This is a genomic window from Pseudonocardia xinjiangensis (genome assembly GCF_012911925.1).
Classification (GTDB): Bacteria; Actinomycetota; Actinomycetes; order Mycobacteriales; family Pseudonocardiaceae; genus Pseudonocardia; species Pseudonocardia xinjiangensis.
The window spans coordinates 1-15,789 of record NZ_JAAXKY010000059.1; the positions used below are offsets into that span (position 1 = coordinate 1).

The 15,789-nt window shown below is 71.4% G+C and carries 15 protein-coding genes; 14 read left to right on the top strand and 1 reads right to left on the bottom strand.

The features are described 5' to 3' along the window. Positions 1–75 precede the first annotated feature (75 nt). From HF577_RS18560 to HF577_RS37535, 8 genes are all read left to right on the top strand, one after another. Complete coding sequence (locus tag HF577_RS18560) at positions 76–375, top strand: hypothetical protein (RefSeq protein WP_169397155.1); 300 nt, start codon at positions 76–78, stop codon at positions 373–375. Between the two features lie 179 nt (positions 376–554). Then, the gene (gene tig / locus HF577_RS18565) at positions 555–2,039 is read left to right on the top strand and encodes a trigger factor (RefSeq protein WP_169397156.1); all 1,485 of its coding nucleotides are present in this window, start codon (positions 555–557) and stop codon (positions 2,037–2,039) included. A gap of 172 nt (positions 2,040–2,211) precedes the next feature. Continuing rightward, on the top strand, positions 2,212–2,820 hold the full coding sequence (locus tag HF577_RS18570) for an ATP-dependent Clp protease proteolytic subunit (RefSeq protein ID WP_169397157.1): 609 nt from the start codon (positions 2,212–2,214) through the stop codon (positions 2,818–2,820). Beyond that, positions 2,817–3,467: an ATP-dependent Clp protease proteolytic subunit gene (locus HF577_RS18575; RefSeq protein WP_407692217.1), complete on the top strand. Its 651-nt coding sequence runs from the start codon at positions 2,817–2,819 to the stop codon at positions 3,465–3,467. The genes HF577_RS18570 and HF577_RS18575 overlap by 4 nt, the downstream gene beginning before the upstream one ends. A 193-nt stretch (positions 3,468–3,660) precedes the next feature. Further along, on the top strand, positions 3,661–4,941 hold the full coding sequence (gene clpX / locus HF577_RS18580; RefSeq protein WP_169397158.1) for an ATP-dependent Clp protease ATP-binding subunit ClpX: 1,281 nt from the start codon (positions 3,661–3,663) through the stop codon (positions 4,939–4,941). 236 nt (positions 4,942–5,177) lie between these two features. Beyond that, positions 5,178–6,560: an L-lactate MFS transporter gene (locus HF577_RS18585; protein ID WP_169397159.1), complete on the top strand. Its 1,383-nt coding sequence runs from the start codon at positions 5,178–5,180 to the stop codon at positions 6,558–6,560. Then, entirely contained in the window at positions 6,557–6,709 is a 153-nt protein-coding gene (locus HF577_RS18590) for an MFS transporter small subunit (RefSeq protein ID WP_169397154.1), read from the top strand. The genes HF577_RS18585 and HF577_RS18590 overlap by 4 nt, the downstream gene beginning before the upstream one ends. 46 nt (positions 6,710–6,755) lie before the next feature. Next, positions 6,756–7,070 (top strand): DUF6457 domain-containing protein, encoded by a 315-nt coding sequence (locus HF577_RS37535; protein WP_211174474.1) that lies wholly within the window; start codon positions 6,756–6,758, stop codon positions 7,068–7,070. 7 nt (positions 7,071–7,077) lie between these two features. On the opposite strand, the gene HF577_RS18600 is transcribed toward HF577_RS37535, so the two are convergent. Continuing rightward, entirely contained in the window at positions 7,078–7,515 is a 438-nt protein-coding gene (locus tag HF577_RS18600) for a PPOX class F420-dependent oxidoreductase (RefSeq protein WP_169397160.1), read from the bottom strand. A gap of 92 nt (positions 7,516–7,607) precedes the next feature. Between HF577_RS18600 and HF577_RS18605 the strand changes: the two genes are divergently transcribed. From HF577_RS18605 to HF577_RS18630, 6 genes are all read left to right on the top strand, one after another. Continuing rightward, complete coding sequence (locus tag HF577_RS18605) at positions 7,608–8,807, top strand: Cmx/CmrA family chloramphenicol efflux MFS transporter (RefSeq protein ID WP_169397161.1); 1,200 nt, start codon at positions 7,608–7,610, stop codon at positions 8,805–8,807. Positions 8,808–8,893: 86 nt separating this feature from the next. Then, positions 8,894–10,438 carry an alkaline phosphatase D family protein gene (locus HF577_RS18610; RefSeq protein ID WP_169397162.1) on the top strand — a complete coding sequence of 515 codons (1,545 nt, stop codon included), beginning with the start codon at positions 8,894–8,896 and terminating at the stop codon, positions 10,436–10,438. Between the two features lie 62 nt (positions 10,439–10,500). Next, a complete protein-coding gene (locus tag HF577_RS18615) occupies positions 10,501–11,289 on the top strand; it encodes a hypothetical protein (RefSeq protein ID WP_169397163.1) in 789 nt (262 codons plus the stop codon). Then, the gene (locus HF577_RS18620) at positions 11,286–13,922 is read left to right on the top strand and encodes a valine--tRNA ligase (RefSeq protein ID WP_169397164.1); all 2,637 of its coding nucleotides are present in this window, start codon (positions 11,286–11,288) and stop codon (positions 13,920–13,922) included. The genes HF577_RS18615 and HF577_RS18620 overlap by 4 nt, the downstream gene beginning before the upstream one ends. Continuing rightward, positions 13,919–15,406: a bifunctional folylpolyglutamate synthase/dihydrofolate synthase gene (locus HF577_RS18625; protein WP_169397165.1), complete on the top strand. Its 1,488-nt coding sequence runs from the start codon at positions 13,919–13,921 to the stop codon at positions 15,404–15,406. Before HF577_RS18620 ends, HF577_RS18625 begins: the two co-directional genes overlap by 4 nt. After that, positions 15,403–15,780 (top strand): DUF4233 domain-containing protein, encoded by a 378-nt coding sequence (locus HF577_RS18630; protein ID WP_312859221.1) that lies wholly within the window; start codon positions 15,403–15,405, stop codon positions 15,778–15,780. The genes HF577_RS18625 and HF577_RS18630 overlap by 4 nt, the downstream gene beginning before the upstream one ends. Positions 15,781–15,789 lie beyond the last annotated feature (9 nt).

The following is a 15,789-nucleotide window of genomic DNA, read 5'->3' on the forward strand; positions in this document are numbered from 1 at the left end:
GTGCCGGCCCACCCCGGGTCACTGCCCCACCCCGGGTTCCTGCCACCACGGACACGCTAGCCGTAGCCTGCTGCGATGTCCCTGTCCGGCGACCCGGCCCAGCTCGCGGCGGCCGTGCTCGCCCATCCCGCCGTCGAGAGCCTCGACGGCGGCCCGTTCGGCACTGTCGCCTCCTACCTGGCGGGCGGCCGTGTCCTGGGGGTCCGGATCGGGGTCGACGGCGAACCGGTCGCGCTGGCCGTCGTCGCGCGGTACGGCACGCCGCTGCCGCAGCTGGCCGCCGAGCTCGGCGCCGTGGTCCGGGGGCTGCTCGGGCCGGTCGCCGTGGACGTCACCTTCTCCGACGTGGTGGCCGGCCCCGCAACGCCGCTCTAGGGAGCGCCTGCGGTGGCCGGACGCGGTGCGCCGCGCCGCCTCGCCTAGACTCGCGGGAACGACCGGCCGCGCGCCCTCCGGCGCTGCGACCGGGTACGCCTGAGGACCCACCTCGCCTGCGGCCCGCACCGTCCGCGTCGTGTGTCCCGACACTGCCCAGCACCGAGGAGTACCCCACCGTGAAGAGCACCGTCGAGCGGCTGAGCCCGACGCGAGTCCGGATCAACGTCGAGGTGCCGTTCGACGAGCTGAAGCCGGACTTCGACCGCGCCTACAAGAAGATCGCGCAGCAGGTCCGGGTGCCCGGGTTCCGCCCGGGCAAGGTGCCCGCCCGAATCATCGAGGCGCGGCTGGGCCGCGGCGTGGTGCTCGAGGAGGTCGTCAACGGCGCCGTGCCGGCCAAGTACACCGAGGCCGTCAGCGCCGCGGGTGAGGTCACCCCGATCGGGCGCCCGGACATCGAGGTCACCGAGATCGCCGACGGCGACAAGCTCGCGTTCACCGCGGAGGTCGACGTCCGGCCGGAGATCACGCTGCCCGAGCTCGACTCGGTCGCCGTGTCCGTCGACGACGTCGAGGTCACCGACACCGACGTCGACGAGCAGCTGGAGAACCTGCGGGCCCGCTTCGGCACGCTCACCGGCGTGGAGCGGGCCGCCGGCAAGGACGACTTCGTCCTCATCGACCTGTCGGCCAGCGTCGACGGCAAGCCCGTCGAGGAGGCCACCACCACCGGGTTCTCCTACCAGGTGGGCCAGGGCGGCCTGATCGACGGCATCGACGAGGCGATCGAGGGCCTGTCGGCAGGCGAGTCCGCCACGTTCACCTCGCGCCTGGTGGCCGGCGAGTTCGCCGACCAGGATGCCGAGGTCACCGTCACGGTCACCGCGGTGAAGGAGCGTCAGCTCCCCGAGGCCGACGACGAGTTCGCCCAGCTCGCCAGCGAGTTCGACACGCTGGAGGAGCTCACCGCCGACCTGCGTGAGCGCCTGGGCCGGGTGCGCCGGATGGAGCAGGTCACGCAGGCCCGCGACAAGGTGCTCGACGCGCTGGTGGAGGCCACCGACGTGCCGCTGCCGGAGAGCGTCGTGGCCGCCGAGGTCGAGTCCCGCGTGCACGACGCCGTCCACGGCTTCGACCACGACGAGGAGCGCTTCGCGCAGTTCCTCGAGTCGCAGGGCCGCACGCGCGAGGAGTTCGACACCGAGGCCAAGGAGGAGTCGGAGAAGTCGGTCCGCACCCGCCTCGTGCTCGACGCGCTGGCCGACGCCGAGGAGGTCTCGGTCAACGACCAGGAGCTCACCGAGCGCATCGTCTTCCAGGCGCAGCAGTACCAGATGCCGCCCGAGGAGTTCGTGCAGCGCATCCAGGAGGCGGGCCAGCTCGGCGCGATCTATGCCGACGTGCGGCGCAGCAAGGCGCTGATCCAGGCGGTGCGGGCGGCCACCGTCACCGACGCCTCGGGCCGGCCCGTCGACCTCTCCGAGCTGCTCGGTGACGACGACGAGACGCCGCAGGTGGTGGACGCGGCCGACGAGACCCCGTCGGACGAGAACCCGTCCGAGGAGAACGCGGCCGACGAGAACGCGACCAGCGAGACCCCGGCCGACGGTGCCGCGCCCGGCTCGGAGGCCACGGGGGACAAGACCCCCGCCGGCTCCTGAGTCCGGCTCCGCCACGCCTACAGCGAACAACCCGGCCGTACGCGGCGGGCGGACCGCCCGTCCGCGTAGGGTCGAACCCGACCAAACACGCGAGCTGACCAGCAGAAGGCAGGGTGAAGTGAGCCCACAGGACACCGGCCCGCGTAGCGCGGACCGTACCTACGGAGCGGACATGCGACGGGGTGCGCCCGCGTCGATGACGTTGTCCGACTCGGTCTACGAGCGGCTGTTGCAGCAGCGGATCATCGTGCTCGGCCAGCAGGTCGACGACGACATCGCCAACCGGATCGCGGCGCAGATGCTGCTCCTCTCGGCCGAGGACCCGACGGCCGACATCGCGCTGTACATCAACTCGCCGGGCGGTTCGGTGACCGCCGGTATGGCCATCTTCGACACGATGGAATTCATCGAGTGCGACGTGGCCACCTACGCGATGGGGCTGGCCGCCTCGATGGGGCAGTTCCTGCTCTCCGCGGGCGCCCGTGGCAAGCGTTATGCGCTCCCGCACTGCCAGATCCTCATGCACCAGCCCTCGGCGGGTGTGGGCGGCACCGAGTCCGACATCTCCATCCAGGCCGAGCTGTTCAAGCGTCACAAGCGCGAGATGGCCGAGCTGATCGCCGGGCACACCGGCCAGCCGGTCGAGAAGATCACCGCCGACTTCGACCGCGACCGGTGGTTCTCCGCGCAGGAGGCGCTGGAGTACGGATTCGTCGACCACGTGATCTCCCGCGCCGGCCAGCTGCCGGACGCGGTCAGTGAGAACGGGAGTGCCCGGTGACCAGGTTCGAGATGCCCGGGGGCCGCGCGCCCGAGGGCGCACAGTCCCGTTACGTCCTGCCGTCGTTCGTCGAGCGCACCAGCTACGGGGTGAAGGAGTCCAACCCGTACAACAAGCTGTTCGAGGAGCGCATCATCTTCCTCGGCGTGCAGATCGACGATGCGTCGGCCAACGACGTCATGGCGCAGCTGCTGTGCCTGGAGTCGGCCGACCCGGACCGCGAGATCAGCATGTACATCAATTCGCCCGGCGGCTCGTTCACGTCGCTGATGGCGATCTACGACACGATGCAGTTCATCCGGCCCGACATCCAGACGGTCTGCCTCGGGCAGGCCGCGTCGGCTGCGGCCGTGCTGCTCGCCGCCGGCACCCCGGGCCGCAGGCTCGCCGTGCAGAACGCGCGGATCCTGATCCACCAGCCCGCCGTGGAGAGCATCTACGGTCAGGTGTCCGACCTCGAGATCCAGGCCGCGGAGATCTCGCGGATGCGGCGGCTGCTCGAGACCACGCTCGCCAAGCACAGCGGTCGCACCCCCGAGCAGGTCCGCGAGGACATCGAGCGCGACAAGATCCTCACGGCCGAAGAGGCCAAGGACTACGGCATCGTCGACGAGATCATCCAGAGCCGCAAGCTTTCGGCTGTCTGACTCAAGAGAGAAGGCGCGGTTGCGCGTCGGGGTCCGTTCGTCGACCCTCGACGCCGACCGTCCGCCGACACGTCCACGATTCAGGGTGCGCTGAAGCTCCCCGGGGGACGCGTTCGACGGGTACCGTCACGAGAACGCTCCTACCGGGCCCGCCGGACGGGGTAGCGCTAGATGGGATTTGGGGTCTGCACTCATGGCACGCATCGGCGACGGCGGTGACCTGCTCAAGTGCTCGTTCTGCGGGAAGAGCCAGAAACAGGTCAAGAAACTGATCGCCGGTCCTGGCGTCTACATCTGCGACGAGTGCATCGATCTCTGCAACGAGATCATCGAGGAAGAGCTGGCGGAGGCCGGTGAGGTGAAGCTCGACGAGCTCCCCAAGCCCGCCGAGATCCACGACTTCCTCGACCAGTACGTCGTCGGGCAGAGCCAGACGAAGCGCACGCTCTCCGTGGCTGTCTACAACCACTACAAGCGCATCCAGGCGGGCGACAAGGCACGCGGGGCCGACGGCGATGGCGTCGAGCTCGCGAAGTCCAACATCCTCATGCTCGGCCCCACCGGCTGCGGCAAGACCTATCTCGCGCAGACGCTGGCGAAGCTGCTCAACGTCCCGTTCGCGATCGCCGACGCCACGGCGCTCACCGAGGCGGGTTACGTGGGCGAGGATGTCGAGAACATCCTGCTCAAGCTCATCCAGGCGGCCGACTACGACGTCAAGCGGGCCGAGACCGGGATCATCTACATCGACGAGGTCGACAAGATCGCCCGCAAGTCGGAGAACCCGTCGATCACGCGCGACGTCTCCGGTGAGGGTGTGCAGCAGGCGCTGCTGAAGATCCTCGAGGGCACCACGGCGAGCGTTCCGCCGCAGGGTGGACGCAAGCACCCCCACCAGGAGTTCATCCAGATCGACACGACGAACGTGCTGTTCATCGTGGCCGGGGCCTTCGCGGGCCTCGAGAAGATCATCGGCGACCGGGTGGGGCGTCGCGGTCTGGGCTTCGGTGCGGAGATCCGCTCGAAGAACGACCTGGAGTCGGCCGAGAGCTTCGGCGACACCATGCCGGAGGACCTCATCAAGTTCGGCCTGATCCCCGAGTTCATCGGCCGGCTGCCCGTGGTCGCCTCGGTCACCTCGCTCGACAAGGAAGCCCTCGTCAAGATCCTCACCGAGCCGCGCAACGCACTGGTGAAGCAGTACCACAAGCTGTTCGAGATGGACGGCGTGGAGCTGGAGTTCACCGCCGACGCGCTGGAGGCGGTGGCCGACCAGGCCATCCTGCGCGGCACCGGTGCCCGCGGCCTGCGGGCGATCATGGAAGAGGTACTGCTGCCGGTCATGTACGACATCCCGAGCCGCGACGACGTGGCCAAGGTCGTCGTCACCGAGCAGACGGTGCGCGAGAACGTGAACCCCACGATCGTGCCGCGGGTTCCCCCGCGCCGCGAGCGGCGGGAACGTTCCGCCTGAGCTCATCGCACGGCCCGAACGCCGGTCCCGCGTCGCGGGGCCGGCGTTCGGCGTTCCACCTCCCGTATCGGCGTGGACGCTCGTCGTAGCGGATCTTGGGCAGCTCTTGGGAAGATCTTGACCGGAAGGTCGGGGTTGCCTCATATGTCCTGGTCAAACCCCGTGCGCGAGTTGCATATGCAATAAGATCCTCCTAAGTTCTGGGCGCAAAGTGTGCTCAAGGCAAGGGGACCGTCATGGCTGCTGGGTTTCTCCAACGGGAGCGGATCGTCGCTCCCCCGGGATGGAGTCGGTGGCTCATCCCGCCCGCGGCTCTGTCGATCCACCTGGCCATCGGCCAGGCCTACGCGTGGAGCGTCTTCAAGCCGCCGCTGGAGGCCGGGCTCGGCATCTCGGGTGTCCAGAGCGCACTGCCGTTCACGCTGGCCATCATCATGCTCGGCGTGTCGGCCGCACTCTTCGGCACGAAGGTCGACGCCAACGGGCCGCGCTGGGCGATGGTCGTGGCGTCGGCGTGCTTCGTCGCCGGGTTCCTGATCTCCGCACTGGGCCTGTACTTCTCGCAGTACTGGCTGGTCGTGGTCGGCTACGGCTTCGTGGGCGGCATCGGGCTAGGCATCGGCTACATCTCGCCGGTGTCCACCCTGATCAAGTGGTTCCCGGACCGGCCGGGTCTCGCCACGGGCATCGCGATCATGGGCTTCGGCGGTGGTGCTCTCATCGCCTCGCCGCTCACCAGCCAGCTGCTCGCGGCGTTCGGCGGTTCCGGCAGTGACCCGGATGTCCACGGCATCGCGATGACGTTCCTGGTGATGGGCCTGATCTACGCGGTGTTCATGTCCGTCGGGTGGCTGCTGATCCGCGTGCCCCCGGAGAACTGGAAGCCCGCGGGCTGGGACTCGTCCCAGGCCCGGCAGGGCACGCTCATCAGCCGTGGGAACGTCTCGGCGCGCAACGCGATCAAGACGCCGCAGTTCTGGCTGCTGTGGGTGGTGCTGTGCTTCAACGTCACCGCAGGGATCGGCATCCTCGAGCGCGCCAGCCCGATCTTCGTCGACTTCTTCAGCGGCAGCTCGCCCGCCACGACGATCGCGGCCGCGGCCGTCGGGTTCGTGTCCATCCTGTCGCTGGCCAACTCGCTCGGCCGCATCCTGTGGTCCTCGCTGTCGGACTACCTGGGCCGCAAGAACATGTACCGGATCTACCTCGGTGTCGGCGCGCTGCTGTATTTGACGGTCACGCTCACGACCAACACCAACCGGGTCGTCTTCCTGATCTGCGCGATCTTCATCCTGTCCTTCTACGGGGCGGGCTTCGCCACGGTGCCTGCGTACCTGCGCGACCTGTTCGGCACCTACCAGGTGGGCGCGATCCACGGGCGGCTGCTCACGGCGTGGTCCACGGCAGGCGTGCTGGGCCCGCTCATCGTCAACGCCATCGCGGATGCGCGGATCGAGGCGGGGGTGCAGGGGCCCGGCCGGTACACGCCGGCATTCATGATCATGATCGGTCTGCTGGTCATCGGGTTCATCTGCAACGAGCTGATCCGCCCGGTGAACGAGAAGTTCCACGAGCCGGTCTCCGGTGAGTCGGCGACCACGGCAGGAGTACGCGCATGAGCACGGCGGAGAACGTCACCGGGGACTCCGGGCCCGAGTGGGGCCCCCTGCAGTGGGTGGGCGCCGTCGTCGCCTGGCTGTGGGTGCTCATTCCGCTCTGCTACGGCCTGTACCAGCTCGTGATCAAGATCCCCGCCCTGTTCGGCTGATCGACCCACCGCGCGCCACCGCGGTCCCGCGGATAGGGTCGGGCACGTGAGCCCGAGCAGCGATGCGAACGCCCTGTCCGAGTGGGTCACCGCGGTGGCGCGGGAGCTGGGACTGGAGGAGGCGCTGGACAGCGCAGCCACCACCGACCTGGTGCTCGACCTGACCTCCGATGTCGCCCACGGCGTCAGCCGCCCGGGTGCACCCGTCACGGCATTCCTGGTCGGAGTCGCGGCCGGGCGGGCCGACGACCCCGCGGTCGCCGCCCGCGACTACTCCCAGAAGATCAGCAGGCTGGCCGAGGGCTGGGACAGCGACAGCGAGCGCGGCATCGCGGCGGGCGACCAGTCGAAGCGAGCCTGACCCGCCCTCACGTCCCGAGCATGTCCAGCGCGGCGACCACCTTCGTGGGGCGCAGGCGCACCACCAGCTCACCAGGCACGCCGTTGCGCTTCCCGAACTCCTCGGCGCGGTCGGCGCCCACGTAGCGGGCGGCGATCGCCGTGGCGGTGCGCAGGAGCTCGTCGGGGTCCTCCGACACCGTCGCCTCGCCCTGCACCTGCACGAACGCGTAGGGCGGCTCCTCGAGGTCCACGCAGATCACGATGCGGGGGTCGCGCGCGACCGCACGGCCCTTCGCGGTGTCCGCGCCCGTGTTGAACACCAGTTCGGGGGCGTCGTCGGGACCCTCCACCACGAACCACACCGGAGCCACCAGTGGCCGTCCGTCGGCGGCGACGAACCCCAGCTTGCCGGTGCGCGTGCCCTCGGTGAGGAACGCGCGGATCTCGGGAGCGATCTGGGTCATAGGTGCACTGTGCCACGGGGTCGCGCGGTTCCGCGGAATCCGGGGCGAGTGTGGCTGGTTGTGATCGACGGTCTCGCACCGAAGGGGGAACCGTGCCGGGTGTCGCCGCACCGTCACTGCCCGCCCGCATCCCGCGGGTCGTCCCGGTGCTGGCGCTGAGCATCTTCGCGCTCGGCACCAGCGAGTTCATGATCGCCGGGCTGCTGCCCCGACTGGCCGCCGACCTGAGGGTCGGCATCCCCGAGGCCGGCTACCTCATCTCGGCGTTCGCGGTCGGGATGATCGTCGGCGCTCCCGCGATGGCCGTGCTGACGTTGCGGCTGCCGCGGCGCACCACGCTGCTGGCCGCGCTCGCCGTGTTCGTCGTCGGGCACGTGGTCAGCGCGCTCTCGCCGGAGTACGGGGTGCTGCTCGTCGCCCGGGTGGTCACGGCCGTCGCGACGGGCGCGTTCTGGGCGGTGGCGGCCGTGGTCACGGTGTCCGTGGTGGCGCCGGAGCTGCGTGCCATGTCCCTGTCGGTGCTGCTCGGCGGGCTGACCGTCGCGAACGTCGCCGGGGTGCCGCTCGGCACGCTCGTGGGGCAGCAGTTCGGCTGGCGCTCGGCGTTCTGGGCGGTCGGTGCGCTGGCCGCCGTGAGCGCCGTCGGGGTGGTGCTGAGCGTCCCGCGCCGGACGGCGGGTGGCACCGCACCCCGGTTGGCCGCCGAGCTCGCCGCGTTCCGCCGCGGCAGGCTCTGGCTCGCGCTGGGCACCACCGCGCTGTACCAGTCGGCCATGATCGGCGCGTTCAGCTACATCGCGCCGCTGCTCACCGACGTCACGGGTCTGGACGAGCGCTGGGTGCCCGGGGTGCTGCTCGGCTTCGGGCTCGGGAGCCTCGTCGGCGTGGTGGTCGGCGGCAGGCTGGCCGACCCGTACCCGTGGCCCACGCTGTTCGGTGGCCTCACCGCAGCGGGTGTGCTGCTCGGGCTGATCGGGCTGTTCGCGCCGGAGCCGGTGGTCGTCGTCGGGCTCGTGGTGCTGCTCGGAGCCGTCGCGTTCATCGCGGGGGCCCCGCTCAACGCGCGGGTGTTCGCCCTGGCGGGTGCCGCGCCAACGCTGGCGAGCGCGACCAACACCTCGGCGTTCAACGTGGGCAACTCGCTCGGGCCCGCGCTGGGCGGCCTGGCGATCGGGGCAGGGTGGGGTTTGACGGCCCCGGCCTACCTCGGGGTGCTGCTCGCGGCCGCGGCGATCGCGGTGGCTCTGGTGTCCTGGCGGCTGGACCGCCGCGAGGTCCGCGCGGGGGAGTAGCTCGCGGCACCGGACGGGGAGTGTTCACCTGCCCGTCCCCTCGACGATCCGGCGTCCGGTTCACCCGATCGGATTGCATGCCTGCCATGCGCTCCCCACACCTCGACCGCCGCACCCTGCTCCGCACCGCCGCGATCGGTGGCCTCGCCGCCGCCGTACCGCTGGGCAGTGCCGCTCCCGCGTTCGCCGCTCCCGCCCTCGCCCGTCCGGACCGCCCCGTGCTCACCCACGGCGTCCAGTCCGGGGACGTGCTGGCCGGCTCCGGACTGGTCTGGGCACGAGCCGACCGCCCGTCCCGGATGGTCGTCGAGGTGGCCGACAACCCGGAGTTCCGTGACTCCCGCACCCTGCGCGGCCCGGTCCTGACCCCGGACACCGACTTCACGGGCAAGCTGCGTGTGCCTGCGGGCGGGCGCACCGTGCACTACCGCGTCACGGCCGAGGACCTCGACAACCGCAGCGTCAGCGAGGCCGTGAGCGGCTCGTTCCGCACGCTGCCCGGCAAGCGCGACGGCGTCCGCTTCGTGTGGTCGGGCGACGTCGTCGGCCAGGGCTTCGGCATCAACCCGGACCTCGGCGGCATGCGGATCTTCGCGGCGATGGCCGACCGCGACCCGGACTTCTTCATCCACAGCGGCGACACCATCTACGCCGACAACCCGCTCACCGAGACCGTCACGCTCCCCGACGGCCGGACGTGGCGCAACGTCGTGACGCCGGAGAAGGCCAAGGTGGCCGAGACGCTCGCCGAGTACCGCGGGCAGCACGCCTACAACATGCTCGACGACAACGTGCGCGCGTTCAGCGCTGCCGTGCCGCGGATCAACCAGTGGGACGACCACGAGGTCCTCAACAACTGGTACCCCGGTGAGGTGATCACCGACGACCGCTACACGGAGAAGCGCGTCGACGTGCTCGCGAAGCGGGCGTTCCAGGCCTTCCACGAGTGGGTGCCGCTCGACCCGCGCCGCGCGGTGGACGGGCGGGTCTACCGGCGCCTGCCCTACGGCCCGCACGTCGAGGTCTTCGTCATCGACATGCGGACCTACCGCGACGCCAACGACGCCAACACCGCGCCGATGGAGCGGATCCTCGGCGAGAAGCAGGCGCAGTGGCTGGTCGACGGGCTCGCCTCGTCGAAGGCCACCTGGAAGATCGTCGCGTCGGACATGCCGATCGGCATCCAGGTGCCCGACGGCACGGCGTGGGAGGCCGTCGCCAACGGCGTCGCGGGCCCGCCGAGCGGGCGCGAGGCGGAGATCGCCTGGGTACTGACCCAGCTCAAGAACCGCAAGGTGCGCAACGTCGTCTGGCTGACCGCCGACGTGCACTACACGGCGGCGATCAACTACTCGCCCTCCCGGGCGGCCTTCACGGAGTTCGACGAGTTCTGGGAGTTCGTCTCCGGGCCACTGAACGCCGGGGCGTTCGGACCCAACGCGATGGACTCCACGTTCGGCCCCGAGGTCGTGTTCTCGCGGACGCCCCCGGTGGCGAACGCCTCCCCGATGGAGGGATTCCAGCACTTCGGTGAGGTCGAGGTCGCTCCCGGCGGCGGTGAGCTGCGGGTGACGCTGCGAGCCCAGGACGGCGGGGAGCTCTGGTCGAGGGCGCTGACCGCGGCGCGCTGACGGCGAGCCCCGGAAAATCCCGGGGAGGTGCGCATCGGGCCGTCCGCAGGGAGGATCGCGGCATGCGGACGGTGTGCGGAGTGGCGCGGCGGGTCCGGTCGCTCGTCCCGCGTGGTGCGCGGCAGCCGGGCCGGGTCGCGGAGGTGCTCCCGCTGGCTGGCGGGCGCAGGCCGCTGCTCGGCGAGCACATGGGCGAGCAGCGCCGCGGCGACGCGCGCCTCGACCAGGTGGACCGGACGGCCTGCGGCAGCGCCGTGCTCGTCGCGCTGGCGGCGTGGGCCGACCCCGCCGAGATGCTGCGGCTGGACGGGGAGGCGGTGGCCGGTGCGGCCACCGCCTCCGGCACGACCGTGGCCGACGCGCACGGCGTCGCGAGCGGGTTCGGCGCCCGGTACGACGCACGCCAGCAGCAGGTGCACCGCCAGACCAACCGCTTCTGGCCCCGGGCGCTCGGCACCACGCCGTGGGGGATGGTGCGGTGGCTGCGCCGGCACGTCCCCGGCGCGGGGCCCTACCGGGTGCGGCTGGTGGACGACAGGTCCCGCGCCGACCTCACGGCCGCCCTCGACGAGGCGACCGCAGCCCTCGCGGCGGGCCGGCCGGTGCCGATGCTCGTGGGCTCGCTGGTGCCGCGGCACTACGTACTGGCGCTCGGTGTGCTCGACGCCGACAGCTGGCGCGTCTACGAGCCCGGCAGCGGGCGGGTGCGTGCGCTCGACCTGCGCCTCGTGCGGCAGCGCCGGACGGCCCCGGTGCTGGGCTTCCACCGCCTGCACGCCCTCCTGCTCCCGCCCCCCGGGGTGGGTGCGCGGAGAACCGGGTCGACGGCGGCTCGTAGACTCGAAGGGTGACCGACACCCTCCCATCCCGCACTGCCGACCTGCCCGCCCAGTGGAATCCGGGTGAGGTAGAGGCCGGTATGTACCAGCGGTGGGTGGAGGCCGGTTACTTCACCGCCGACGCGTCGAGCGACAAGCCGTCGTTCAGCAACGTCATCCCGCCGCCGAACGTCACGGGCAGCCTGCACATCGGCCACGCCTTCGAGCACACCCTCATCGACGTCCTGGTGCGGCGCCGCCGCATGCAGGGCTACGAGACGCTGTGGCTGCCCGGCATGGACCACGCCAGCATCGCGGTCCACGCGCTGGTCGAGCGCGCGCTCGCCGCGGAGGGCACGAGCCGCCGCGAGATGGGCCGCGAGGCGTTCGTCGAACGCACCTGGCAGTGGAAGGCCGAGCACGGCGGCAAGATCCTCGACCAGATGCGCCGCCTCGGCGACAGCGTCGACTGGTCGCGCGAGCGGTTCACGATGGACGAGGGGCTCAGCCGGGCCGTCGGCACCATCTTCAAGCGGCTCTACGACGACGGCCTGATCTACCGCGCCGAGCGGATGGTCAACTGGTCGCCCGAGATGCGCAGCGTCCTGTCCGACGTCGAGGTCGAGCACCGCGAGGTCGAGGGCGAGCTCGTCTCCATCCGCTACGGCGACGGCGACGACTCGGTGGTGGTCGCCACCACCCGCGTCGAGACGATGCTCGGCGACACCGCCATCGCCGTCCATCCCGACGACGAGCGCTACACGCACCTCGTCGGCCGGGAGATCGAGCTGCCGCTGGTCGGGCGCATGATCAAGGTCGTGGCCGACGAGCACGTCGACCCGAGCTTCGGCACCGGAGCGGTCAAGGTCACCCCGGCCCACGACCCCAACGACTTCGAGATCGGGCGGCGCCACGACCTGCCGATGCCCTCGATCATGGACGAGTCCGGCCGGATCGCGAACACCGGCACGGAGTTCGACGGCATGGACCGCTTCGAGGCGCGCGTCGCCGTGCGCGAGGCGCTGGCGGCGCAGGGCCGGATCGTCGCGGAGAAGCGGCCCTACCTCCACAGCGTCGGGCACGCTACGCGGGGCTCGAAGGAGCCGATCGAGCCGCGGCTGTCGCTGCAGTGGTTCGTCAAGGTCGCGCCGCTCGCGAAGGCCGCGGGCGACGCCGTCCGCGACGGCCGCGTCGCCGTCCACCCGAAGGAGCTCGAGCCGCGCTGGTTCGGCTGGGTCGACAACATGCACGACTGGACGATCAGCCGGCAGCTGTGGTGGGGCCACCGCATCCCGGTCTGGTACGGCCCCGACGGCGAGATGGTCTGCGTCGGCCCGGACGAGGAGCCGCCGGCCGGCTGGACGCAGGACGAGGACGTCCTCGACACGTGGTTCTCCTCGGCCCTGTGGCCGTTCTCCACGCTGGGCTGGCCCGACGAGACCCCCGACCTCGCGAAGTTCTATCCCACGTCGGTGCTGGTCACGGGCTACGACATCCTGTTCTTCTGGGTCGCCCGGATGATGATGTTCGGCCTCTACGCCATGCAGGACCGCGGCCCGGAGAACGCGATCCCGTTCCACACCATCGCGCTGCACGGGATGGTCCGCGACCAGTTCGGCAAGAAGATGTCGAAGTCGTCCGGCAACTCGGTCGACCCGCTGGAGTGGATGGACCGCTACGGCACCGACGCCCTGCGCTTCGCGCTGGCGCGCGGAGCCAACCCGGGCACCGACGTCCCGATCGGCGAGGACGCCGTCCAGGCGTCGCGCAACTTCGGCACCAAGCTGTGGAACGCCACCCGGTTCGCCCTCACCAACGGGGCGTCCCCGGCGCTCCCGCTGCCCGCCGCGCCCACCGACGCCGACCGCTGGATCCTCGGGCGGCTGCGCGAGGTCCGCGAGCAGACCGACGCGCTGCTGGAGGACTTCCAGTTCGCCAAGGCGGTGGAGGGGCTCTACCACTTCACCTGGGACGAGCTGTGCGACTGGTACGTCGAGCTGGCCAAGGTCCAGCTGCGTGACGAGGCCACGGCCGACGGCACCCGTGCCGTCCTCGGGCACGTCCTCGACGCGCTGCTGCGCCTGCTCCACCCGGTCATCCCGTTCCTCACCGAGGCGTTGTGGCAGGGGCTCACCGGCCGGGAGTCGGTCGTCGTCGCGGACTGGCCGGTCGACGCCGGGGTGTCCACCGACGCCGCGGCCACGGCCCGGGTCCTCGACGTGCAGCGGCTGGTCACCGAGGTCCGCCGCTTCCGCACCGAGCAGCGCGTCCCCGACAGCCGCCGGATCGCCGCCCGCCTCGTCGGGCTGGACGAGGCCGGACTCGGGGCGCACCGCGCCGCCGTCGGCTCGCTGGTCCGCCTCGACCCGCCGGGAGCGCAGTTCGCGCCCACCGCGTCGTTCGAGGTCGGGCTGGCCGGGGGCACCGTCCACGTCGAGATCGACACGTCGGGCGCCATCGACGTGGCCGCCGAGCGTGCGCGGCTGGCGCGCGACCTGGCCGCCGCGCAGAAGGAGCTCGACCAGGCGGACAAGAAGCTGGGCAACCCCAAGTTCGTCGAGAAGGCGCCCGCCGACGTCGTCGACGGCATCCGGTCACGGCGCGCCGCGGCCGCCGCCGACATCGACCGGATCGAGGCCAGGCTGGCCGCCCTGCCCGCATCATGAGCACGCCATCCGACGAGCTGCCCGAGGGCGAGGGCGAGGTCCGGTCGCCCGAGCAGCTGGCCGAGGACACGGTGGTCTCCCACGTCCTCGACGCCATCCGTGGTGGGGAGAGTCCTGACGTCGTGCCCGCCCAGTCGACGGTGATCGGCTTCGCCGAGTTCCTCGCCGCCGACGCCGAGCTCGACCGGCGGGCGCCGGAGACGGTGATCGAACCGTCGCTGGAGCGGATCGCCGCGCTCGTGGACGTGCTCGGCGACCCGCACCGCGGCTACCCGATCGTGCATCTGACCGGCACCAACGGGAAGACGTCCACGTCCCGGATGGTCGACGCCCTGCTCACCGAGATCGGTCTGCGCACCGGCCGCTACACGAGCCCGCACCTGCAGCGGGTCACCGAGCGGATCACCATCGACAACCGGCCGATCACGCCGGAGCGCTTCGTCGAGATCTACCGGGACGTCCTGCCGTTCGCGGAGATGGTCGACGCCAAGCTCGGCACGCTGTCGAAGTTCGAGGTGCTCACGGCGATGGGCTTCTCCGCGTTCGCCGACGCGCCGGTCGAGGCGGCCGTCATCGAGGTCGGGCTGGGCGGGCGCTGGGACGCCACCAACGTCGCCGACGGCGACGTCGCGGTGATCACCCCGATCGGGCTCGACCACCAGGAGTTCCTCGGCACTGACATCCTCGGCATCGCCAGGGAGAAGGCCGGGATCATCAAGCCCGGCGCGGTGGCCGTGCTGGCCGCGCAGGACAAGGCCGTGGCCGAGGTGCTGCTGGAGCGCTGCGTCGAGGTGGACGCGCAGGTGGCCAGGGAGGGCGCCGAGTTCGGCGTGCGCGAGCGCGAGATCGCGGTGGGCGGCCAGCGGCTCACCCTGCAGGGCCTCGCCGGCACCTACGACGACATCTTCCTGCCGCTGCACGGCGAGCACCAGGCGAGCAACGCCGTGCTGGCGCTCGCCGCGGCCGAGGCGCTCATCGGTGCCGGGCCGCGGCAGCCGCTCGACCCCGACGCCGTGCGCGCCGCCTTCGCCGGTGTCGCCTCCCCGGGGCGGCTCGAGCGGGTCGCGGCAGGTCAGGGTGTGCCCACCGTCCTCATCGACGCCGCGCACAACCCTGCCGGCGCCCGCGCGCTGGCCACCGCCCTGACCACCGACTTCCGGTTCACCCGGCTCGTCGGCGTGCTCGCGGTGATGCGCGACAAGGACGTCCGCGGCATCCTCGAGGAGCTCGAGCCGGTGCTGCACGAGGTGGTCGTCACGGCCAACTCCTCGCCGCGGGTCATGGACCCCGACGAGCTCGGCGCGCTCGCCGTCGAGGTGTTCGGCTCCGACCGGGTGAGCGTGGAGCCCGTGCTGGCCACGGCCGTGGAGCAGGCGGGGGAGCTGGCCGAGGAGGCCGGCGAGTCCGGGGTGGGCGTGGTGGTCACCGGTTCGGTGGTCACGGCCGGTGAGGTGAGGGCCCTCTTCGCCAAGGAACCGCTGTGAGCGTTCCCGACCCCATGAAGGGCGTGCGCGGGGTCTTCGCCGCCACGCTCGTCCTGGAGTCGATCGTGGTGGCGCTCTCGCTGCTGGTGCTGTCGAAGTTCGGCGACGGCGCCACGCCGCTCGCGGTCGGGGTGATCCTGGCGCTCGCCGTCGCGATGGTCGTCGCCGCCGGGGTGCAGCGGCGACCGTGGGGGCTCCGGCTGGCGCTGGCGCTGCAGGTCGTGATGGTCGCCTGCGGCCTGCTGGTGCCGGCCCTGGGTGTGATGGGCGTGGTGTTCGTGCTGGTGTGGGTCGCGCTGCTGCTGCTGCGCCGCGACCTCGCGGGGAAGATGGCCCGCGGAGAGCTCCCCAGCCAGCAGCTGCGGGATCCCTGACGCGGCCCT

Coding starts and splice junctions, on each gene's coding strand:
- HF577_RS18560 (WP_169397155.1), top strand. CDS start 76: ATGTCCCTGTCCGGCGACCCGGCCCAGCTCGCGGCGGCCGTGCTCGCC.
- HF577_RS18570 (WP_169397157.1), top strand. CDS start 2,212: ATGCGACGGGGTGCGCCCGCGTCGATGACGTTGTCCGACTCGGTCTAC.
- clpX (WP_169397158.1), top strand. CDS start 3,661: ATGGCACGCATCGGCGACGGCGGTGACCTGCTCAAGTGCTCGTTCTGC.
- HF577_RS18585 (WP_169397159.1), top strand. CDS start 5,178: ATGGCTGCTGGGTTTCTCCAACGGGAGCGGATCGTCGCTCCCCCGGGA.
- HF577_RS18590 (WP_169397154.1), top strand. CDS start 6,557: ATGAGCACGGCGGAGAACGTCACCGGGGACTCCGGGCCCGAGTGGGGC.
- HF577_RS18600 (WP_169397160.1), bottom strand. CDS start 7,515: ATGACCCAGATCGCTCCCGAGATCCGCGCGTTCCTCACCGAGGGCACG.
- HF577_RS18610 (WP_169397162.1), top strand. CDS start 8,894: ATGCGCTCCCCACACCTCGACCGCCGCACCCTGCTCCGCACCGCCGCG.
- HF577_RS18615 (WP_169397163.1), top strand. CDS start 10,501: ATGCGGACGGTGTGCGGAGTGGCGCGGCGGGTCCGGTCGCTCGTCCCG.
- HF577_RS18625 (WP_169397165.1), top strand. CDS start 13,919: ATGAGCACGCCATCCGACGAGCTGCCCGAGGGCGAGGGCGAGGTCCGG.